Below are 20,096 nucleotides of genomic sequence, written 5' to 3'. Positions count from 1 at the left end.
CCTCCCGACCCCGACCACGCCACCCCCGCACGGCGCACTCCGCCTCAGCAGTCGCACACCATCCAGGGCACCGACCCCACGCCCGTCTGAGTACCAGCGCTCATGCATCCGCCCCGCGGGCGCGGTTGACTCGAGCCATGGATCCGGACACCTCGCGCGCCAAGCGCGCCTTCGTCGCGCCGCTCGTCTCCACCCTGCTGACGCTGCCGATGGCCCTCGTCGCGTTCTTCTTCGTCGGGCTGTCCCCCATGGCCTGCGACTCCTGCGCCGACGCGGCGAGCGACCGGTTCGACGCCTCGTACGACATCGCGTTCCCCGCCTTCACCACCGGCCTGCTGCTCGTCCTGGCCGTGCTGGTGACCAGCTGGGCGCTCCCCTGGCAGCGGCGGAACTCCGCCCGCCGCGTCGGGTTCGCACTGCTCGCCCCCGTCGCCGTCGTCCTCGACTACCTCGTGTTCGCCGGCATCGTCGACTGGCCTTGAGACACGCCGATCAAGCCCGTTGCGGGGCCCGCCCGCGGGCGTGGAGGCCGTGGCCGGGGGAAGCGCGTACGCGGCCTGGCAGCTCCACCGGTACCGAGTCCGCGGATTGACAAACTCCAGTCCCGCTCCGTGAGCCGCCGACCGGGCCCGCCTACGCTCCCCCGCATGGGCAGAGCGCGGCGGCTGAAGCCGGGGCAGTGGCGGGTGTGGTGGCGGGTCTGGCGAGCCGGGCCCCCCGCCGGGTCCGAGCGGCACGTGTGGCCGCTGCGCTGACCGGCGGGGAACCTCCGGCGAGGGTCAGCGCGTCTCGCGCAGCCAGCCCGCGACCTCGGTCGCCCAGTACGTCAGGATCGTGTCCGCGCCGGCCCGCTTGATGCCCAGCAGGGTCTCCAGGACGGCCCGGTCGCGCTCGATCCAGCCCTTCTCCGCCGCCGCCTCGATCATCGCGAACTCGCCGCTGATCTGGTACGCGGCCACCGGGACGTCCACGGCCTGCGCGACCCGGTACAGGATGTCCAGGTACGGGCCGGCCGGCTTGACCATGACCATGTCCGCGCCCTCCTCCAGGTCGAGCGCCAGCTCCCGCAGGGACTCGCGGGCGTTCGCCGGGTCCTGCTGGTACGTCTTGCGGTCGCCCTGCAGCGAGGAGGCGACGGCCTCGCGGAACGGGCCGTAGAAGGCCGAGGAGTACTTCGCCGTGTACGCGAGGATCGAGACGTCCTCGTGCCCGGTCTCGTCGAGCGCGTCGCGGATGACGCCGACCTGGCCGTCCATCATGCCGCTCGGTCCGACCACGTGGACGCCCGCGTCGGCCTGGACCTGGGCCATCTCCGCGTACCGCTCCAGCGTCGCGTCGTTGTCGACGCGCCCGTGCTCGTCCAGTACGCCGCAGTGGCCGTGGTCGGTGTACTCGTCCAGGCAGAGGTCGGACATGATCACCAGATCGTCGCCCACCTCCGCCTTCACGTCGCGGATCGCGAGCTGCAGGATGCCGTCCGGCTCCGTGCCCGCCGTGCCCAGCGCGTCCTTGTTCTCGTCGGCCGGGACCCCGAAGAGCATGATCCCCGCGACGCCCGCCTCCACCGCCTCGACGGCCGCCTTCCGCAGCGTGTCCCGCGTGTGCTGGACGACGCCCGGCATCGCCGAGATGGCGAGCGGCTCGCTGATGCCCTCGCGTACGAACGCCGGCAGGATCAGGTCCGAGGGGTGCAGCCTGTTCTCCGCGACCATCCGCCGCATCGCCGGGGTGGTGCGCAGCCGGCGGGGCCGCGAGCCGGGGAAGGATCCGTACGCGCTCATACTCAGTCGCCTCTTCGAGCCTGGACAGCAGTCGCTCCCAGCCTAGGGGGTGTGTGTGTCCCGCCCGCAGCCCGTCACGGCCAGCTCGCACCACACCATCTTTCCGGGGCTGCGCGGCCCGACCCCCCACCGCTCGGCCAGGGCCGCCACCAGCAGCAGCCCCCGCCCGCCCGCGGCACCGGCGTCCCGGTCCCCGATCCGCGGCAGGCCGCCCCCGCTGTCGGCCCCCCTCCGGTCTGACCCGCCGGGTCGGCCGCTACGGGTTCCGCCACAGGCCGCCGCGGCGGTGGTCGTGCTCGTGCTGCGGGCCCAGCGGGCCCACCCGCTCGTACGCCTCCCGCGTGCGCGGGTCGTCGCGCAGGGCGAGGCCGTACGCGCCCTCCAGGCGGAGCTCCTGGTCCTCCTCCGCGAGCAGCGCCACCAGTGCCTCCGTGGCCTCCGGCGTGCGGTCGTCGCCCACGGCCAGGACGGCCGCGGCCGTGGCCCGTACACCGGGGTCCGGGTCACGGACCAGACCGAGGACCACCGCCCGGACCTCCGGCGCGGCACCCAGCTCGCGGCCGAGCCTGCCTCCCGCGTGCCCCCGTACCTCCGGGTCCGGATCCCCGGAGAGGGCGAACAGGGCGGCGGTGGCCTCCGGCGTCAGCGGGGCCTCGAACAGGTGCGGCACCTCCCGCCGCAGCCGCGGGTCCGGGTGCCCGGCGTACCGCAGCGCGAGGGGATCGTCGTATCCGTCGTCCGAGACGGCATCGAGCACCGCGGCGAGCACCCCGCCGTCCGTCTCCTCCACCGCCCAGGCCTTGAAGAGGCCGGCCTCCTCCTCTTGGTACGGGTTCACGCCGAGGCTGATCGACAGGTCCCTGTCCCTGCTCCGCAGGTAGTCGACCACGAACCGGCGGTGGTCGGGCGACGGATGGTGCCGGAAGGCCACCACCGCGGACCAGGTCTGCCGGTCGCGGCGTTGCACGAGCCACAAGCAGGAAGCGGAATAGTCCACATGGCAGACGTCGGGATGCCGGACGGCCCGGGCCACCAGCTCCTCCACCGGCGTCGGGATCCGGAAGGCCCGCTCCAGCTCGGTCAGGACGGCCCCGTGGCCCGCCCGGACCGTCACGCCGCCGAGCGAGACCTGCTCGACGTCGCACCACTCCTCCTCGACGGACGACCACTGCGCCGGGCCCGTCGCCCCGGTGCGACGGCGCAGTTCCTCCTCCGCGCCCGTCTCGTACCAGTGCCGGGCCGCCGCGAGCAGCCGCTCGCGCTGCCCCGCCGACAGGCGCGGCACCTCTCCGCGGACCGCCCGGACGGTCGCCGGGGAGCCGCCCTCGACGGCCCGCAGCAGCGGGGTCGTACCGTCCGGCAGTTCCCGGTCCGGGTCGGCACCGCCCGCCACCAGGGCCTCGGCGACCTCGTACGCGAAGGCGTCCACCGCCGTGCACAGCACCGGCAGTCCGCCGTTCCCGTCCACCGCCTCCTCCGGGTCCGCCCCCGCCTCCAGCAGCGTGCGTACCGCCTCCGGGTTCCCCGCCCGCACCGCCGCCGCGAGCCGCCGCTCGTCGTCCTGCTCCGCCATCGGCCCCCCGTTTCCCCGTTGTCTGCCGGAGATCCTCGCCAGAGCCCGCCGTCGGCACAACCGAATACGGGCCGGGGCCCGGACGCAGCGCGTCCGGGCCCCGGCCCGTATTCAGGAACACCTCACGTCGTACGACGCCTGCGCGCGCCCGGTCGGCGCTCGCTCGGGCGGGACACCGACTCGCCGGCTTCCTTGGCCGCCTCGCGGCGCGCCGCGCCGTACTCGGCCAGGGCCTCCGCCAGCTTGCTGACGCTCGGCTCCGGCGACAGGACGTCGACCCGAAGGCCGTGCTCCTCCGCCGTCTTGGCCGTGGCCGGCCCGATGCAGGCGATGACGGTCACGTTGTGCGGCTTGCCGGCGATGCCGACGAGGTTGCGCACCGTCGAGGACGACGTGAAGAGAACGGCGTCGAAGCCGCCGCCCTTGATCGCCTCGCGCGTGTCCGCCGGCGGCGGCGACGCGCGCACGGTCCGGTAGGCCGTGACGTCGTCGACCTCCCAGCCCAGCTCTATCAGCCCGGCCACCAGGGTCTCGGTGGCGATGTCGGCGCGCGGCAGGAAGACGCGGTCGATCGGGTCGAACACCGGGTCGTACGGCGGCCAGTCCTCCAGCAGCCCGGCCGCGGACTGCTCCCCGCTCGGCACCAGGTCCGGCTTGACGCCGAACTCGACGAGCGCGGCGGCGGTCTGCTCGCCCACGGCCGCGACCTTGATGCCCGCGAAGGCACGGGCGTCGAGCCCGTACTCCTCGAACTTCTCCCGGACGGCCTTCACCGCGTTCACGCTGGTGAAGGCGATCCACTCGTAGCGGCCCGTCACCAGGCCCTTGACCGCGCGCTCCATCTGCTGCGGGGTGCGCGGCGGTTCCACGGCGATGGTCGGCACCTCGTGCGGCACCGCGCCGTACGAACGCAGCTGGTCGGAGAGCGAAGCGGCCTGCTCCTTGGTACGCGGTACGAGGACCCGCCAGCCGAACAGCGGCTTCGACTCGAACCAGGCCAGCTCCTCGCGCCGTGCGGCGGCGCCGTGCTCACCGACCACGGCTATGACGGGCCGGGCGCCCTCGGGCGACGGGAGCACCTTGCCCTGCTTGAACACCTGGGCGATGGTCCCGAGGGTCGCGTTCCAGGTGCGCTGGCGCGTCGTCGTACCGGCGACGGTCACCGTGAGCGGGGTGTCGGGCTTGCGCCCGGCGGACACCAGCTCGGCGGCGGCGCTCGAGACGGTCTCCAGCGTCGCGGAGACGACGAGGGTGCCGTCGCTGGCGCCGACCTCGCTCCAGCAGCGTGCGGAGGCGTTGCGCGCGTCCACGAACCGCACGTCCGTGCCTGCGTCGCCCCGGCCGCCCCGCAGCGGCACACCCGCGTACGCGGGCACGCCGACGGCGGTCGCGACGCCGGGCACCACCTCGAAGGGGATGCCGCCGGTGGCGCAGGCGAGCATCTCGTCGGCCGCGTTGCCGTCGAGTCCGGGGTCGCCGGTGACGGCACGGACGACCCGCCTGCCGGAGCGCGCGGCCTCCATGACAAGATTGGACGCGTCCCGGATCACCGGGACACCGGCGGCTGCTGACACTTCGTCAGCAATCGTCAGCTGTGGCGTGTCCACTCCCGCACGCGCATGCGTGCGTACGACCTCGAGCACCTCGGGCTCCGCGATCAGTACGTCCGCGGCCGCGAGCGCCTCGACGGCGCGGAGCGTCAGCAGACCCGGGTCACCGGGGCCGGCACCGAGGAAGGTGACGTGCCCGTGCGTGGCGACGACCGGAAAAGCGGAGGTGGTCGGACGTGAGGGGTTCAAAGCGATCGCTCCCCCATCAGACCGGCCGCGCCCTTGGCCAGCATCTCGTCCGCGAGTTCGCGGCCGAGCGCCATGGCCTCGTCGTACGACTGGGGCACGGGACCGGTGGTGGACAGCTGCACGAGCGTCGAGCCGTCGAGGGTGCCGACGACGCCGCGCAGGCGCATTTCATTGACAACCTGGCCGTCGGCCAGAAGATCGGCGAGTGCACCCACAGGTGCGCTGCAGCCGGCCTCCAGGGCGGCGAGCAGGGAACGCTCGGCGGTCACGGCGGCCCGGGTGTGCGGGTCGTCGAGCTCGGCGAGCGAAGCGATGAGCTCCGCGTCGGACGCGAGGCATTCCACGGCCAGGGCACCCTGGCCGGGAGCGGGCAGCACGTTGTCGACCGACAGGAAGTCGGTCGCCTCGGCGCTGCGGCCGATCCGGTTCAGCCCGGCGGCGGCGAGGACGACGGCATCCAGCTCGCCGTCGCGCACGAAGCCGATCCGGGTGTCTACGTTCCCCCGGATGGCGACGGTCTCGATGCGCTTCCCGAGGGTGCGCGCGTAGTGGTTGAGCTGCGCCATGCGGCGCGGCGACCCGGTACCGATGCGGGCGCCGTCGGGCAGCTGCTCGAAGGTCAGGCCGTCGCGGGCGACGAGCGCGTCGCGCGGGTCCTCGCGCAGCGGCATGGCCGCGATCACGAGCTCCTCGGGCTGCGTGGTCGGCAGGTCCTTCAGCGAGTGGACGGCGAAGTCGACCTCGCCGCGCACCAGCGCGTCGCGCAGCGCGGTGACGAACACGCCGGTGCCGCCGATCTGCGCGAGGTTCTCACGGGACACGTCACCGTAGGTCGTGATCTCCACGAGCTCGACGGGCCGGCCGGTGATCGCCCGTACCGCGTCGGCGACATGGCCGGACTGGGACATGGCCAGCTTGCTGCGCCGCGTGCCGAGCCGCAGGGGCTGGTCGAGACGTGGATTCATGATGCCCGTCCTGAGTCGTCGTTCTTGTCGGCCTGTCCGGCCTGGTCGACCTGTCCGGCCTGGCCGGCCGCGTCCGCCCGGCTGACGGAGGCCACCGTCTGCGGGTCGAGGTCGAAGAGTTCGCGCAGTGCCTCGGCGTACCCGGCGCCGCCGGGCTCGCTGGCGAGCTGCTTGACGCGCACGGTCGGCGCGTGGAGGAGCTTGTCGACGACACGGCGCACGGTCTGGGTGACCTCGGCCCGCTGCCGCTCGTCCAAGTCCGGGAGCCGCCCGTCGAGCCGTGCCACTTCCATGGCCACGACCTCGGCGGCCATCGCCCGCAGGGCGACGACGGTCGGCGTGATGTGCGCGGCCCGCTGCGCGGCGCCGAAGGCGGCCACCTCTTCGGCGACTATGCCGCGTACGGCGTCCACGTCGGCCGCCATCGGCGCGTCGGCCGATGCTTCGGCGAGCGATTCGATGTCGACGAGCCGCACGCCCGGGATCCGGTGCGCGGCGGCGTCGATGTCGCGCGGCATGGCCAGGTCCAGCAGCGCCAGCCGTACGGGCGCCGCGTCGACCTGGCTGCGGGCGCCCTTGCGGGGCTGCCGCTGCGCGGCGGCCTCGCCCTGGTCGGCCCATGTGCCGTGCAGTTCGAGGGAGTTGGCGTCGACCCCGGTGAGCGCGGCCCGCCCGTCGGCGGCGGGCACGTCGACGGGGCACCCGTCACGGTCGGCCCCGGGCACGATGGTCCGCGCCACCCCGCCGTCGGCCAGCCGCACCCCGGCCTCGGCGGCGGCCACGAGCCGCGCCAGGACCGAATCCGGCTCCACCGGCGTTTGAGGCGCGGCGTCCGGGCCGGAGCCCCGGGAATCGGGAAGGGGCGGGGAGGGGAGGAGCCCCGCAGGGCCCGCCACCGCAGCCGCGACCTGGTCCCCGCTCAGCACCAGCCCCGTGGCCCCGGTACAGGACACGACGACGTCGACTCGTGTCAGCTCATCGGCGACCGACGCCATCGGAACGGACCGGGCCAGCACCCCAGTGCCTGAGGCAACCAGAATCTCGACCAAACGGTCCGCCCGCTCTGCGGTGCGGTTCGCGACGGCGATCTCGGCGACGCCCACCCGCGCCAGCGTGGCCGCGGCCAGCGAGGACATCGACCCGGCGCCGATCACCAGCGCCCGCTTGTCCTTGGCCCAGACGTCCACCGGCTCGCGCCCGGCGGTCAGCTGCTCGAGCCCGAAGGTCACCAGCGACTGCCCGGCGCGGTCGATCCCGGTCTCGGAGTGCGCCCGCTTGCCGACGCGCAGCGCCTGCTGGAACAGGTCGTTGATCAGGCGGCCCGCGCTGTGGAGCTCCTGCCCCAGCGCCAGCGCGTCCTTGATCTGCCCGAGGATCTGGCCTTCGCCGATCACCATCGAGTCCAGCCCGCACGCCACCGAGAACAGGTGGTGGACGGCCCGGTCCTCGTAGTGGACGTACAGGTACGGAGTGAGCTCCTCCAGAGCCACCCCGCTGTGCTGCGCGAGCAGGGTCGACAGCTCGGCCACACCGGCGTGGAACTTGTCCACGTCCGCGTACAGCTCGATCCGGTTGCACGTGGCGAGCACCGTCGCCTCCGTCGCCGGCTCCGCGGCGAGGGTGTCGTGCACCAGCTTGACCTTGGCGTCGGCCGACAGGGAGGCACGTTCGAGCACGCTCACCGGCGCGCTGCGGTGGCTCAGCCCTACGACGAGCAGACTCATGCCGGCATCACCGCCGGAACGTCGCCCTCGGGGCCGCTCTTGCGTGCGACGGCGGCGGGCCGTCCCGCGGGCGGCTCGACGGCCGCGGCCGGGGCAGCGCCGGAACCGGCGGCGGCCTCGGCGATGTCGCCGGACGCGACGGAAGCAGCGGAGGGGGAAGAGGAAGGCGTGGCGTTGGCCGCCGCTTCCTCCCCGGCCTTGCGCTGCTCGTGGAACGCCAGGATCTGCAGCTCGATCGACAGGTCGACCTTGCGTACGTCCACGCCGTCCGGCACGGACAGCACGGTCGGCGCGAAGTTCAGGATGGAGGTGACGCCGGCGGCGATCAGCCGCTCGCTGACCTGCTGGGCCGCGCCCGCGGGGGTCGCGATCACGCCGATCGAGACGCCGTTCTCCGAGATGATCTTCTCCAGATCATCGGTGTGCTGCACGGGCATGCCCGCGACCGGCTTGCCCGCCATCGCCGGGTCGGCGTCGATGAGCGCCGCGACGCGGAATCCGCGCGCGGAGAAGCCGCCGTAGTTGGCCAGGGCGGCGCCGAGGTTACCGATGCCGACGATGACGACCGGCCAGTCCTGGGTCAGGCCGAGTTCGCGGGAGATCTGGTAGACGAGGTACTCGACGTCGTAGCCGACGCCGCGCGTGCCGTAAGAACCCAGGTAGGAGAAGTCCTTGCGGAGCTTGGCGGAGTTGACTCCGGCCGCGGCCGCGAGCTCCTCGGAGGACACCGTGGGCACCGATCGCTCGGAGAGCGCGGTGAGGGCGCGCAAGTACAGCGGAAGCCGGGCGACAGTGGCCTCGGGAATACCTCGGCTGCGGGTCGCCGGTCGGTGAGTTCGGCCAGTTGCCACGATGCTCCTGCGGGATGAGCGGGGCTGCAGGCGGTCACTTGTCCCAAGACCGCCCCGTCGAATGCAGGCTATGTCTTTGTGAACGCGTGCACAAAGATTGTGTCCGCTTTGTCCGAGCAAAGTGACCGGGGTCACGCGAGCCGGGCCCTTGGAGGGGGAACCCACGACACGCCGAACCCGTTCAAATCCCGAGGGGGGCAAAACGGTACACACTCCTCATCGATACGCCCCCGATACCCCACAAATCGCCCATGATGGTAACCGGCCGGGGGATCAGCCCTCCAATGCGCGACGCAACCGGTCCGGGTTCACCCTCCAGAAGGTGTGCTGTTCGCCGTCCACCAGCACCACCGGAATCTGCTCCCAGTGCAGCCGGTAGAGCTCCGCGTCCTGCGAGATGTCCTTCTTCTCCCACTGTGCTCCGACTTCCGCGCAGACCTTCTCGACCACCTCCTGGGCGTCATCGCACAGATGGCACCCCGGCTTCCCGATGAGCGTGACCAACCGCTCGCCGGGACGCTTCTTTTCCTTACGACGCAGCAAAGGGCTCATGCCCCCCATTCTCCCGCGCCACCACGTAACACCACGGGACCGAAGAGTTCACGCCCCCGGCATCCCATCGGTTCGGGAAGTCCCGAACACAATGGCTATGCTCGCGTCATGGCCGCTCTGGGATGGCTCACCCCCCGTAGGCGCTCCGCCACCGCGCGGAGCGTGCTGGCAGGCGAGGCCTCGGCCGAGGCCGCCCGCAAGACCGCGCAGGCCCTCGAGACGGAGGCCGGACCACCGGCCGGGCCCGAGGAGGCCGCGGCGCAGGCAGCCGGGCAAGCGGAACCGGCCGAACCCGAGTTCCCCGTCGCCGGCGACGACCTCGCCGCCGCCTTCTTCGACCTCGACAACACCGTCATGCAGGGCGCCGCGATCTTCCACTTCGGCCGCGGCCTCTACAAGCGGGAGTTCTTCCACCGCCGCGAACTCGCCCGCTTCGCCTGGCAGCAGGCCTGGTTCCGGCTCGCCGGGGTCGAGGACCCCGAGCACATGCAGGACGCCCGCGACAGCGCCCTCTCCATCGTCAAGGGCCACAAGGTCTGCGAACTCATGTCGATCGGCGAGGAGATCTACGACGAGTACATGGCCGAGCGGATCTGGCCGGGCACCCGCGCCCTCGCCCAGGCCCACCTCGACGCCGGCCAGAAGGTCTGGCTCGTCACGGCCGCGCCCGTCGAGACCGCCACGATCATCGCCCGCCGGCTCGGCCTGACCGGCGCGCTCGGCACGGTCGCCGAGTCCGTCGACGGCATCTACACCGGCCGGCTCGTCGGCGAGCCCCTGCACGGGCCCGCGAAGGCCGAGGCGGTCCGCGCGCTGGCCGCCGCCGAGGGGCTCGACCTCGAACGCTGCGCCGCGTACTCCGATTCGCACAACGACATTCCGATGCTGTCGCTGGTCGGGCATCCGTACGCGATCAATCCCGACACAAAACTGCGCAAGCATGCCCGGGCACACGACTGGCGGCTGCGCGACTATCGGACCGGCCGCAAGGCCGTGAAGGTCGGCGTCCCGGCCGCCGCCGGCGTCGGCGCGATCGCGGGCGGCGCAGCCGCCGCCATCGCCCTGCACCGCCGCCGCAAGTAGCCGTTCCCGCCCGGCCGCCCGGCCGCAGCCCGGTTTCCGCCTGCGCAGGAGCCGCCCTGCGGCGCGCCGGGGCCGCGCCCCGCGGGCTCCCGGCCCGCTGAGCCGCGGGCATTCCCCTCCTCTACCCCCGCGCCCCGCGCGGCACTCCCGCATGCCCGACTCGGTCGCGAGCCAGCGTGGAAGCGTCCATTCCGCGTATTCAACCGATCAGGAATCGATCATCAACTGCGACTGAATATGCCTTCGACACGCAACAGAAGTGTCGGAATCGGTGATTTGAGCAACTGGGTGTAGTGCTGCCTGTACGAAGCGTTATTCTCCTCAAACGCATGCCACCGGCCATCTGTCGCCACGACGGGTGAACGGTCCCGCACTGCACGTGATGGAAGCTCTGCCTCTGGGAGTCCCGTGTACCCACCTGTCGGGGTTGACGCCTCGGGCCTGGCTACGCTGCGCGCAACGGTCCTCGACCACCTGCGCGGCTTCGTCCCCACCGCGTACGCCGTACCCGCCTTCGCCGCCGCGGTCCCTGCCGGCCTCGGCCCGGCCGGTCCTTGCTATGCCCTGACCGACGGCGGAGCGACGGTGGGCAGACGCGGTCGTACGGGGGGAGGCGCCGGCGGCACCGCCACCGGCACGAGCGCGCCCGCCGCACGCCGCCCCACCGCGGACAGCGACCAGGCCCGCATGATGGACCTGGTCGAACGCGCCCAGGCCGGCGAGGCCGACGCCTTCGGCCGGCTGTACGACCAGTACAGCGACACGGTGTACCGCTACATCTACTACCGCGTCGGCGGCAAGGCGACCGCGGAGGACCTCACCAGTGAGACCTTCCTGCGCGCGCTGCGCCGCATCTCCACCTTCACCTGGCAGGGCCGGGACTTCGGCGCCTGGCTCGTCACGATCGCCCGCAACCTCGTCGCGGACCACTTCAAGTCCAGCCGCTTCCGCCTGGAAGTGACCACGGGCGAGATGCTGGACGCGAACGAGGTGGAACGATCCCCCGAGGACTCTGTCCTGGAGTCCCTCTCCAACGCCGCCCTGCTGGAAGCCGTACGCAAGCTCAATCCCCAGCAGCAGGAGTGCGTGACCCTGCGCTTCCTCCAGGGCCTGTCGGTCGCCGAGACCGCCCGGGTGATGGGCAAGAACGAGGGCGCCATCAAGACGCTCCAGTACCGGGCGGTCCGCACCCTGGCCCGCCTGCTCCCGGACGACGCCCGCTGACCTCCGACCGGCCCCGCACCGCCGCCTCCGGGCGCCTCCACCCGCGGCCCCTCCCATGCCGCGCCCACCCCCCGCACCGTCCGACCCTCCTGACAATCCACACAACCGGTGACCCCTCGATGACGCTGTGGTCCGATCATCCTTCGTCCGTAACCCAAGTGCCGCGCCGCTCGTTGTGCGGAATGCAGGCTCCCTGTGGACACGCCCTGCCCGAAGCCGCTCACTCGAAAGTGTGGATGCGCTCAAGGCAGGCAACCTTCCGGACACCTTGGGGAGTCGATCGTCATGACGAGAGGAGGTGCCGCCAGTGATCGCGAACGTGACTCCGCACCGGCGGGCGAACGCCTTCGCCCAGGCCCTGGAGGATCGGACCCCATCCGATCTTTCGGAACCGGACCCGGCGGCCGAGCAGTCCGAGGCACCTGCCGAACCTGCCGACCACGACCGGCTGTTGGCCCTGGCGAGCGCGCTCGGCGAAAGAATGCCGCGCCCGGTGCTGGACCCCGAGGTCAAAGTGGTGCAACGAGCCCAGCTCGTGGCCGCCATGGAGGCCATGGTGATGGAAGAGAGGGCCGGGGGCGGTGCCGCCCCGGACCCTCAAGTGCCCGAACAGCGGACCGGCCGCGGCGCCCACCGGGCGACCTCGCTCCGGAAATTGCGGCCCCGCTCCCGCTGGTCCAAGGGCATCGCAGCGGGCGGCCTCACCGTAGGTGTGGCCGCGGGGGCCTTCAGCGGCGTGGCCGCTGCCAGCACGGACGCCCTGCCCGGTGACTCCCTCTACCCGATCAAACGGGGCATGGAGGATCTGAAGCTCGGCATGGCCGACGAGGACGCGGACCGCGGCGAGCTCTATCTGGACCAGGCCTCCAACCGCCTGTCGGAGGCCCGCAGGCTGATGGAGCGCGGGCGGACGGGCGTACTGGACCACGAGTCGCTCGGCGAGATCCGCCGGGCCCTGGCGGGCATGAAGCACGACGCGTCGGAGGGCCACCGGCTCCTCCAGGCGGCCTACGAACGGGACGGCTCGCTCGGCCCGATCCAGGCGCTGTCGTCGTTCTCCCGCTCGCACCGCGACGCGTGGGGCCGGCTCCGGGACAAGCTCCCGGTGCAGCTCACCGATGTGGGCGGGGAGGTCGAGTCGGTCTTCCAGGCCATAGACGATGACGTGGCGCCGCTCCAGAGCCTGCTCCCGAAGCCCCCGGAGCAGAACCGCGACGGCACCGGCGCCCCGGCCAAGCCGAGCGCTCCGGCCGGGCAGCACCAGTCCACACCGGCGGGCGGCGCCCCCTCGGCCAGCCCGGCCCCGCCCGCGACCACCGGCGGCAAACCCTCACCGGCTCCCGGCGGCCTCCTGGGCGGCACGGGCGACCTCCTGAACCCGCCCGCGGGACAGAACACTCCGGGGGCCTCGTCCTCCCCGGAGCACGTCCAGCCGGACATCACCCTCCCGCCCCTCCTCCCGGGCCTCCTCCCGGGCCTGGGCCTCAAGGCGGAGGACGCCGAGTAGCAGCGGAAACGGCCGCAGGCCCCTCACCCCCGAACAGGGGTGAGGGGCCTGCGCCGTGAAACGTGCTCAGACGGCCTCGCACCGCTCCGCGGGCTTCAGACGGCCGCGCCGGACTCCGTCCGTCGAGCCCGGAAACCCGACACCCGGCAGCCGCCCGCCCCGTCAGAAGAACACGGACCGCCGCTGCACCAGCAGCTTGTACAAGGCGTGCTGGATCTGCTCGCGGACCTCGTCCGTCAGGTTGAACATCAGCATCGGGTCCTCCGCCGCCTCCGGCGGGTACCCGTCCGTCGCGATCGGCTCGCCGAACTGGATCGTCCACTTCGTCGGCAGCGGCACCGCCCCCAGCGGCCCCAGCCACGGGAACGTCGGCGTGATCGGGAAGTACGGAACCCCCAGCAGCCGGGCCAGCGTCTTCGCATTGCCGACCATCGGGTAGATCTCCTCCGCCCCCACGATCGAGCACGGCACGATCGGCGTCCTCGCCCGCAGGGCCGTCGACACGAACCCGCCCCGCCCGAACCGCTGCAGCTTGTACCGGTCTCCGAACGGCTTCCCTATCCCCTTGAAACCCTCCGGCATCACCCCGACCAGTTCCCCCGCCTCGAGCAGCCGCTGCGCGTCCTCCGAGCACGCCAGCGTGTGCCCGGCCTTGCGCGCCAGCTCGTTCACCACCGGCAGCATGAACACCAAGTCCGCCGCCAGCAGCCGCAGGTGCCGCTGCGCGGGGTGGTGGTCGTGGACCGCCACCTGCATCATCAGCCCGTCCAGCGGCAGCGTCCCGGAGTGGTTCGCCACGATCAGCGCCCCGCCCTCGGCCGGGATGTTCTCGATGCCCTTGACCTCGACCCGGAAGTACTTGTCGAACAGCGGCCGCATCAGGGACATCAGGACCTGGTCCGTCAACTCCTTGTCGTAGCCGAACTCGTCGACCTCGTAGTCCCCGGTGACCCGCCGCCGCAGGAACGCCAGCCCGCCGGCGATCCGCCGGTCCCACGCGGCCCCGCCGGACCGCACGGGAGCGGGCTCCGGCGCGGCCGGCTCCGCGGCCTCGGCCACCGGCTCCGGCGCGGGCACCGCCCGTACCCTCCGGGTCCCGGCGCCCCGCCGGCGCGGCCGGTCCTCGTCGAACGGAATGACCTTGGCGTCCGCCACTATCGCTGCGCTCCCTCTTCGGCTCCGGCAACCCCGACGTTCACGTTCAGGCTGTCCACCTTCAGCGCGGCGGCCACCCGGTCCACGGCCCGCCCCGCGCGCTCCGGCGGCAGCAGCCCGTTCCCCCGGCTGCGCGCGAAATCGGCGAAGGTCTCGGCGGTCGTGTACATCGGCTTGAATCCCAGCACCTCCCGCATCTGGGAGGTCTCCACGACCCGCCCGTGCGTGAGGAGTCTGATCTGCTCCGGCGAGAAATCGGTGACCCCCACCGCCCGCAGCGCCGACCCGACCCACGTCACCGCGGGCAGCAGCAGCGGCACCGTCGGCCGCCCCAGCCTCCGCGCGCACTGCGACAGCAGCAGCACCCCGTCACCCGCGATGTTGAAGGTCCCGCTGTTCAGCGTCCCGCGCTGCGGCTCGGCCGCCGCCAGCCGCAGCACCTCCAGCACGTCGTCCTCGTGAACGAACTGCAGCCGCGGGTCGTACCCCAGCACCGTCGGCATCACCGGCATCGAAAAGTACTCGGCGAGCGAGGAGTCCGCGTACGGCCCCAGGATGTTCGCGAAACGCAGCACGCACACCGCCACGTCGGGCCGCCTGCGCGCGAAGCCCCGTACGTACGACTCGACCTCGACGGCGTCCTTGCCGAAGCCCGCCGCCGGCAGCGACTTGGGCTGCGTGGTCTCCGTGAAGACGGCCGGATCCCGCGGGGCGCCCCCGTACACGCTCGTGCTGGACTTCACCACCAGGCGCCGTACCGTCGGCGACTTCTGGCAGGCCCCCAGCAGCTGCATCGTCCCGATGACGTTGGTCTCCTTGACGGCGCTCCCCGCGCCGCCCGGCCCCGCCCCGCTCCCGGTCACGGCGAGATGGACCACCGTGTCCACGGCGTGCTCGGCGAGCACCCGGGCGATGGACGACTGCCGGATGTCCGTTCGGACGAACTCCGCGGAGCCCAGCCGGTGCGGCGGCGCGACCGCGTCGACCGCGATGACCCGCTCGACCTCAGGATCACGCTGGACCCGCCGCACGAAGCGGCCCCCCAGCTGCCGGGCTGCCCCGGTAACGAGCACGACCTTCCCCACGAGCTCAGCGCCTTCCTCGTCGTCCCCCGGCTACACCGCAGCCCCTCCACCAAAGGATGGTGGAGGGGCTGCGGAGAACACGTACAGCTGCCGTTTACTTCTTGTTACGGCGCTGGACGCGGGTGCGCTTGAGCAGCTTGCGGTGCTTCTTCTTGGCCATCCGCTTACGCCGCTTCTTGATAACAGAGCCCACGACTACCCTCGCTCACTTCTCGGAACATCCCCGCGCCAGCGGGGAACGGTGCGGGGCGTCTGGGCCCACACGACCTACGTCGGCCTAGCCTACCCGCCCGAGCTCTGAGCCTGTAATCCGAGGGGTTCGGAGAGTTCGCCGGAGCTTCAGTCTCAGGCCGACTCCACCCCCACATAGGACTCTCGGAGGTACTCGTGAACCGCGTTCTCGGGGACCCGGAAGGACCGGCCCACCCGGATTGCGGGCAGATGACCGTTGTGCACCAGTCGGTACACGGTCATCTTCGACACTCGCATCACCGAGGCAACCTCTGCCACGGTCAGGAACACGACCTCGCTGAGAGGCCTCTCGCCAGCAGCCATGACACACCTTGACCTTCCGCGCATGACGGGCACCGGCTTCCCCTCCGGTTACTCCTCGTCGTCGCACGCTCACTCACCAGAGTAGGGGCGTGTGATACGAGTGGGGAAGAGGAGCTACGGCCACTCCTGCGCACCCGGCAAGCTCGCCCGATCGAGTAGATACCGAACGAGCGGTCTGTAGTAGTCCGCGCGCACCGCGTCATCAAGCGGAACAGCCACCGCCACCCGCCCCTCCGCCTCGCCGACGAACAGGGCCGGGTCGTCCGTATCCGCCAGCCCGATCGCCTCCACACCGAGCTGACCTGCACCGCAGACCCACCCGTGATCCCCCACCACCAGTTCCGGCAACGGCCCGCCGGCCTCCGCGAGCGCCCCGAGCGCGATCCGAACCGGCAGGGGTGAATGGGTGTGCGCGCCGGTTGCACTCCCCGGCGGCCGCGCGCCGGGTTCCCGCACCAACGCGACTCCCCGTACGTAATCGATGCTGTGCCGGCGTACGCCGAACCGGGTCGCCATGTCGACACCGGCCCCCTGCGCCGGAGTGAGCACAACACATCCCACCGCCGACAAGGCCCGCGCCAAACTGGCGTAGAACCCCAGGAGACGGTGCGGATGCCCCGTCCCGAACAACACGGGCGACCGCGCCCCGGCCGCCTCGCCCAGCCGCTCCGCGAACGCCTCCAACGCCGCCAGCGTCAGCTCCGGATCGATCACGTCCGGCCCGCTGACGTGCGCTGGATCCGCCGAGACCCCGCACTTGTCCGCCATCAGCCTCAGCAGGTCACCCTCGCCCCAGCCCCCCTCCGGATCCAGCCCCAGCAGCACCCGCGGATCCCGCGCCGCGAACAACCGGTAGCTGCGCAGGCTCTCCTCCCGCGAGGTCGCGACGGGCCCGGCCAACCGGGCGGCCAGCAGATGCGCACGCAGCGCGCCGGTGCTCAACACCCTCCGATGCTGCCGCACCGGACCTGGCGGTTCATCAATTCCGGCGGACAGCCCCACACTTGGCGTAACAACTGGCGTAACGATGCATCACCGCTCCCAGGCCTCGAGCGCAGGCGTCACGTGAGCAGGCCACGCAACGGGAACACCGCCCGCCGGGTCGCCAGAACGGCCTGATCGATCCGGTCGGCCGGATCGTAGCCCGCCTCCCAGTCACGCCACGCGACCGCCCGCCCGTCCGTCATCCGGGCCGGCGCCGGCTGCCGCGTCCGCGCGTACACCTCGTCCCGCCACGCGTCCGGCACCACCGACTCCGGATCGACCGGACGGTGCGCCACGATCCCCACCAGATGCGTCCACGACCGCGGCACGACGTCCACGACGGCGTACCCACCGCCGCCCAGCGCCAGCCACCGGCCCCCCGCATGCTCGTGCGCGAGCCGGTGACACGCCTCCTGCACCGCCCGCTGCGCGTCCAGCGATACCGCGAGATGCGCGAGCGGGTCCTCGAAATGCGTGTCCGCACCGTGCTGGGTCACCAGCACCTGTGGCCGGAAATCCGCCAACAGCTCCGGCACCGTCGCATGGAAGGCCCGCAGCCACCCCTCGTCCCCGGTCCCGGCGGGCAGCGCCACGTTCACCGCCGAACCCTCCGCCGCCGGCCCGCCCGTCTCCTCCGGCCAGCCGGTCTGCGGGAACAGCGTCCTCGGATGCTCGTGCAGGGAGACCGTCAGCACCCGCGGATCGTCCCAGAACGCCGCCTGGACGCCGTCCCCGTGATGCACGTCCACATCCACGTACGCGACCCGCTCGGCCCCCAGCTCCAGCAGCCGCGCGATCGCCAGCGCCGCGTCGTTGTACACGCAGAACCCGGCCGCCCCGCCCGGCATCGCATGGTGCAGCCCGCCCGCGAAGTTCACCGCGTGCTCGGCCTCCCCGCGCCAGACCGCCTCCGCCGCCGCCACCGACTGGCCCGCGATCAGCGCGGAGGCCTCGTGCATCCCGTGGAAGGCCGGATCGTCCACCGTCCCCAGCCCGTACGACCCGTCGGCCACGCCCGGATCCGCCGACACCTCGCGCACCGCGGCCACGTAGTCCTCCCGGTGGACCAGCCGCAGCGTGGAATCCCCCGCCGCGCGGGCCGCCCGTACATCCATCTCCCGGTCCAGCCCGAAGGCACGCACCAGGCCCATGGTCAGCGCCAGGCGCACCGGGTCCATCGGATGGCTCGGTCCGAAGTCATACCTCGTTACCGCCTCGTCCCACATCAACAGCCCGGTCACCGGCTCGCCGCTCATGCCGGACACCGTATCGGGCGCCCTCCGAGCCGAACGAACGGGCGTGGAAGAGTGTCACGAGCACCAGCGCCATCGGCACGAGCATCGCGCCCCGGTAGCTCCAGGCGTCCCCGATCCCCCCGACGAGCGGCGATCCGATCAGGAAGCCGACGTAGTTGAAGATGTTCAGCCGCGCGACGGCCGTGTCCGACGCCCCCGGGAAGAGGCGCCCCGCAGCCGCGAAGGTCTGCGGCACGATCACGCACAGCCCGATCCCCAGCAGCGTGAACCCGAGCATCCCCACCCACGCCCCCGGCGCGGCCGCCACCACCCCGAACCCGCCGGCCGCGACCAGCGTCCCGATCCGCACGACGGCCACCGCCCCGAAGCGGCGCACGCCCAGGTCCCCGACGGCCCGCCCGATCAGCGTGGTCACCATGTACACGTTGTACGGGACCGTCGCCAGCTGCTCCGAGCTCCCCAGCACGTCCTGGAGGTACTTGGCGCTCCAGTTCGAGACGGTCGAGTCCCCGATGTACGCACACGCCATCACCAGGCACAGCGGCAGCAGCAGCCTGAACCCGCCGGCCCCCAGCCCCTTCTCGGGTTCCCGGTCCTCGATGTCCCGCCGGCCGACGTAGAACCGGCTCCCGTAGAAGGCGAGCGGCAGCAGCACGACCACGGCCGGCAGGTACGACGCGAACAGCGACAGGTGCCAGTGCGCCCCCGCCCAGGCGGCGGACGCCCCGACGATCCCGCCGAGGCTGTACGCGGCGTGGAAGCCGAGCATGATGCTGCGCCCGTACGCGCGCTGCAGGCTGACCCCGAGCATGTTCATCGAGGCGTCCAGCGCGCCGACGGACAGCCCGAACGTCCCGAGCGCCACCGCCACGTGCCACATCTGGCTGCCGGCCCCGACCCCCAGCAGGGAGAGCAAGACCAGCGGCTGCGCCCAGCGCAGTACGACGGCGGGCCCGACCCGCTTGACGAGGTGCTCGGTGGCCACGCTGGAGACCCCGGCGAGAACCGGCACGGCGGCGAGGAAGGCGGGCAGCAGCCCGTCGGATATCCCGTACCGGTCCTGGATGGCGGGGATCCGCGTCACGAGGAGGGCGAAGGTCACGCCCTGCACGAAGAAGCTGAGCCCCAGGGAGCCCCGCCCCCGGCGCAGCCGTACGTCTTCTGTCATGGCGGCACAGCGTAGGCCCGCGGGCTACCCGTGGGTAGAGAGATCACACAGGGAGTTCCAGAAGCCCCGTCAGCTCCTTCATGTCCCCGAAGAAGCCGGTGGCCCCGGCCAGCCGCTCGGCGGGCACCATCCCGGTGAACCCGTACACGTCCATCCCGGCGGCGACGGCGGCCTGCACCCCGAGCGGGCTGTCCTCGATCACGACGCACCGCGACGGCTCGACGCCCATGGCTCGGGCCGCGTGCAGGAACAGATCGGGAGCGGGCTTCCCCTTGCCCACGTCCTGCGAGCTGAAGATCCACTCCTCTTCGAACCACCCGTCAAGTCCGGCCGCCCGGTGCCCGACCCGGATCCGCTCGTGACTCCCGGAGGAGGCCAGGCAGTACGGCACCCCGTGGGCGGTGAGGGCTCCGAGTACGTCCACCACGCCGGCGACGGGTGTCAGCTCCCGCTCGAACGCGGCGAAGGTCCGCGCGTGCAGGGTCGCATCGAACGCGGCGGGCAGCCGCTCCCCGGTCCGCTCGAGCACGAGATCGTGCACCCGGTGGACTGCGGAGCCCATGTAGTCGCGGATCGAGTCCTCGTACGAGGTGGGGTGCCCCAACTCGGTCAGGTACCCGGCGAGGATGCTGTTGGCGACCGGCTCACTGTCCACCAGCACGCCGTCGTTGTCGAAGATGACGAGGTCGTAGCCCATGACCTCGACCCTACGCAAGCCCCGCCCCTTGCAAAACACGGCCCGTAAACGCAGAAAAGCCCCGCACCATAAGGTGCGGGGCTTTCCCACAATGATTGTTCGGCGGCGTCCTACTCTCCCACAGGGTCCCCCCTGCA

19 protein-coding genes are annotated in these 20,096 nt (G+C 72.1%); 4 read left to right on the top strand and 15 right to left on the bottom strand.

Features of this window, described 5'->3' with window-relative positions; all coding sequences use genetic code 11:
• Positions 1 to 137: 137 nt before the first annotated feature.
• A complete protein-coding gene (locus tag IF09_RS0137580; RefSeq protein WP_030303747.1) occupies positions 138 to 482 on the top strand; it encodes a hypothetical protein in 345 nt (114 codons plus the stop codon).
• Positions 483 to 779: 297 nt separating this feature from the next.
• On the opposite strand, the gene hemB is transcribed toward IF09_RS0137580, so the two are convergent.
• The 7 genes from hemB to IF09_RS0137545 all read right to left on the bottom strand — a co-directional run bounded on the left by hemB (position 780) and on the right by IF09_RS0137545 (position 9,254).
• Entirely contained in the window at positions 780 to 1,781 is a 1,002-nt protein-coding gene (hemB, locus tag IF09_RS0137575) for a porphobilinogen synthase (protein ID WP_030303745.1), read from the bottom strand.
• Between the two features lie 256 nt (positions 1,782 to 2,037).
• Positions 2,038 to 3,354, bottom strand: a complete 1,317-nt coding sequence (locus IF09_RS0137570) for a HEAT repeat domain-containing protein (RefSeq protein ID WP_030303743.1) — start codon at positions 3,352 to 3,354, stop codon at positions 2,038 to 2,040.
• Positions 3,355 to 3,476: 122 nt separating this feature from the next.
• Positions 3,477 to 5,153 carry a uroporphyrinogen-III synthase gene (locus IF09_RS0137565; protein ID WP_030303741.1) on the bottom strand — a complete coding sequence of 559 codons (1,677 nt, stop codon included), beginning with the start codon at positions 5,151 to 5,153 and terminating at the stop codon, positions 3,477 to 3,479.
• On the bottom strand, positions 5,150 to 6,118 hold the full coding sequence (hemC, locus tag IF09_RS0137560; protein ID WP_030303739.1) for a hydroxymethylbilane synthase: 969 nt from the start codon (positions 6,116 to 6,118) through the stop codon (positions 5,150 to 5,152). Before hemC ends, IF09_RS0137565 begins: the two co-directional genes overlap by 4 nt.
• Positions 6,115 to 7,842, bottom strand: coding sequence for a glutamyl-tRNA reductase (locus tag IF09_RS0137555; RefSeq protein WP_030303737.1), 1,728 nt, complete (start codon positions 7,840 to 7,842; stop codon positions 6,115 to 6,117). The genes hemC and IF09_RS0137555 overlap by 4 nt, the downstream gene beginning before the upstream one ends.
• The gene (locus IF09_RS0137550; RefSeq protein ID WP_030303735.1) at positions 7,839 to 8,693 is read right to left on the bottom strand and encodes a redox-sensing transcriptional repressor Rex; all 855 of its coding nucleotides are present in this window, start codon (positions 8,691 to 8,693) and stop codon (positions 7,839 to 7,841) included. The genes IF09_RS0137555 and IF09_RS0137550 overlap by 4 nt, the downstream gene beginning before the upstream one ends.
• A 273-nt stretch (positions 8,694 to 8,966) precedes the next feature.
• Entirely contained in the window at positions 8,967 to 9,254 is a 288-nt protein-coding gene (locus IF09_RS0137545; protein WP_037637070.1) for a glutaredoxin family protein, read from the bottom strand.
• Between the two features lie 99 nt (positions 9,255 to 9,353).
• Here IF09_RS0137545 and IF09_RS0137540 point away from each other — a divergent pair, with 99 nt between their 5' ends.
• From IF09_RS0137540 to IF09_RS0137530, 3 genes are all read left to right on the top strand, one after another.
• The gene (locus tag IF09_RS0137540) at positions 9,354 to 10,328 is read left to right on the top strand and encodes an HAD family hydrolase (RefSeq protein WP_030303732.1); all 975 of its coding nucleotides are present in this window, start codon (positions 9,354 to 9,356) and stop codon (positions 10,326 to 10,328) included.
• A 408-nt stretch (positions 10,329 to 10,736) separates the two neighbouring features.
• Positions 10,737 to 11,552, top strand: coding sequence for an ECF subfamily RNA polymerase sigma factor, BldN family (locus IF09_RS0137535; RefSeq protein WP_030303730.1), 816 nt, complete (start codon positions 10,737 to 10,739; stop codon positions 11,550 to 11,552).
• Positions 11,553 to 11,859: 307 nt separating this feature from the next.
• Positions 11,860 to 13,059 (top strand): DUF5667 domain-containing protein, encoded by a 1,200-nt coding sequence (locus IF09_RS0137530; RefSeq protein WP_030303729.1) that lies wholly within the window; start codon positions 11,860 to 11,862, stop codon positions 13,057 to 13,059.
• 162 nt (positions 13,060 to 13,221) lie between these two features.
• Here the strand turns inward: IF09_RS0137530 and IF09_RS0137525 are convergent, their stop codons facing one another.
• The 8 genes from IF09_RS0137525 to IF09_RS0137490 all read right to left on the bottom strand — a co-directional run bounded on the left by IF09_RS0137525 (position 13,222) and on the right by IF09_RS0137490 (position 19,959).
• Positions 13,222 to 14,214 carry a lysophospholipid acyltransferase family protein gene (locus tag IF09_RS0137525; RefSeq protein WP_030303728.1) on the bottom strand — a complete coding sequence of 331 codons (993 nt, stop codon included), beginning with the start codon at positions 14,212 to 14,214 and terminating at the stop codon, positions 13,222 to 13,224.
• Entirely contained in the window at positions 14,214 to 15,299 is a 1,086-nt protein-coding gene (locus tag IF09_RS0137520; RefSeq protein WP_051833576.1) for an NAD-dependent epimerase/dehydratase family protein, read from the bottom strand. Before IF09_RS0137520 ends, IF09_RS0137525 begins: the two co-directional genes overlap by 1 nt.
• 94 nt (positions 15,300 to 15,393) lie before the next feature.
• On the bottom strand, positions 15,394 to 15,492 hold the full coding sequence (locus IF09_RS44155; protein ID WP_003948845.1) for a 30S ribosomal protein bS22: 99 nt from the start codon (positions 15,490 to 15,492) through the stop codon (positions 15,394 to 15,396).
• Between the two features lie 152 nt (positions 15,493 to 15,644).
• Positions 15,645 to 15,854, bottom strand: a complete 210-nt coding sequence (locus IF09_RS0137510; protein WP_158708561.1) for a helix-turn-helix domain-containing protein — start codon at positions 15,852 to 15,854, stop codon at positions 15,645 to 15,647.
• A 114-nt stretch (positions 15,855 to 15,968) separates the two neighbouring features.
• Entirely contained in the window at positions 15,969 to 16,799 is an 831-nt protein-coding gene (locus IF09_RS0137505; protein ID WP_030303726.1) for a phosphatase, read from the bottom strand.
• 116 nt (positions 16,800 to 16,915) lie between these two features.
• Positions 16,916 to 18,064, bottom strand: a complete 1,149-nt coding sequence (locus IF09_RS0137500) for an acetoin utilization protein AcuC (protein WP_078613708.1) — start codon at positions 18,062 to 18,064, stop codon at positions 16,916 to 16,918.
• Positions 18,036 to 19,262: an MFS transporter gene (locus tag IF09_RS0137495; RefSeq protein ID WP_030303724.1), complete on the bottom strand. Its 1,227-nt coding sequence runs from the start codon at positions 19,260 to 19,262 to the stop codon at positions 18,036 to 18,038. Before IF09_RS0137495 ends, IF09_RS0137500 begins: the two co-directional genes overlap by 29 nt.
• A 43-nt stretch (positions 19,263 to 19,305) precedes the next feature.
• Complete coding sequence (locus IF09_RS0137490) at positions 19,306 to 19,959, bottom strand: HAD family hydrolase (protein WP_030303722.1); 654 nt, start codon at positions 19,957 to 19,959, stop codon at positions 19,306 to 19,308.
• Between the last annotated feature and the right edge of the window lie 137 nt (positions 19,960 to 20,096).

Origin of the sequence: Streptomyces katrae, from assembly GCF_000717655.1 — a bacterium.
Taxonomy (GTDB): domain Bacteria; phylum Actinomycetota; class Actinomycetes; order Streptomycetales; family Streptomycetaceae; genus Streptomyces; species Streptomyces katrae_B.
The sequence above is the reverse complement of the archived record's forward strand: the minus strand, read 5'-3'. Positions and strand labels throughout refer to the sequence as shown.

Bases quoted from the DNA above. Each gene is read 5' to 3' on its own strand.
- IF09_RS0137540 (WP_030303732.1), top strand. From the start codon at position 9,354: ATGGCCGCTCTGGGATGGCTCACCCCCCGTAGGCGCTCCGCCACCGCG.
- IF09_RS0137570 (WP_030303743.1), bottom strand. From the start codon at position 3,354: ATGGCGGAGCAGGACGACGAGCGGCGGCTCGCGGCGGCGGTGCGGGCG.
- IF09_RS0137545 (WP_037637070.1), bottom strand. From the start codon at position 9,254: ATGGGGGGCATGAGCCCTTTGCTGCGTCGTAAGGAAAAGAAGCGTCCC.
- IF09_RS0137490 (WP_030303722.1), bottom strand. From the start codon at position 19,959: ATGGGCTACGACCTCGTCATCTTCGACAACGACGGCGTGCTGGTGGAC.
- IF09_RS0137580 (WP_030303747.1), top strand. From the start codon at position 138: ATGGATCCGGACACCTCGCGCGCCAAGCGCGCCTTCGTCGCGCCGCTC.
- hemC (WP_030303739.1), bottom strand. From the start codon at position 6,118: ATGAATCCACGTCTCGACCAGCCCCTGCGGCTCGGCACGCGGCGCAGC.
- IF09_RS0137510 (WP_158708561.1), bottom strand. From the start codon at position 15,854: ATGGCTGCTGGCGAGAGGCCTCTCAGCGAGGTCGTGTTCCTGACCGTG.
- IF09_RS0137555 (WP_030303737.1), bottom strand. From the start codon at position 7,842: ATGAGTCTGCTCGTCGTAGGGCTGAGCCACCGCAGCGCGCCGGTGAGC.
- hemB (WP_030303745.1), bottom strand. From the start codon at position 1,781: ATGAGCGCGTACGGATCCTTCCCCGGCTCGCGGCCCCGCCGGCTGCGC.
- IF09_RS0137500 (WP_078613708.1), bottom strand. From the start codon at position 18,064: ATGTGGGACGAGGCGGTAACGAGGTATGACTTCGGACCGAGCCATCCG.
- IF09_RS0137495 (WP_030303724.1), bottom strand. From the start codon at position 19,262: ATGACAGAAGACGTACGGCTGCGCCGGGGGCGGGGCTCCCTGGGGCTC.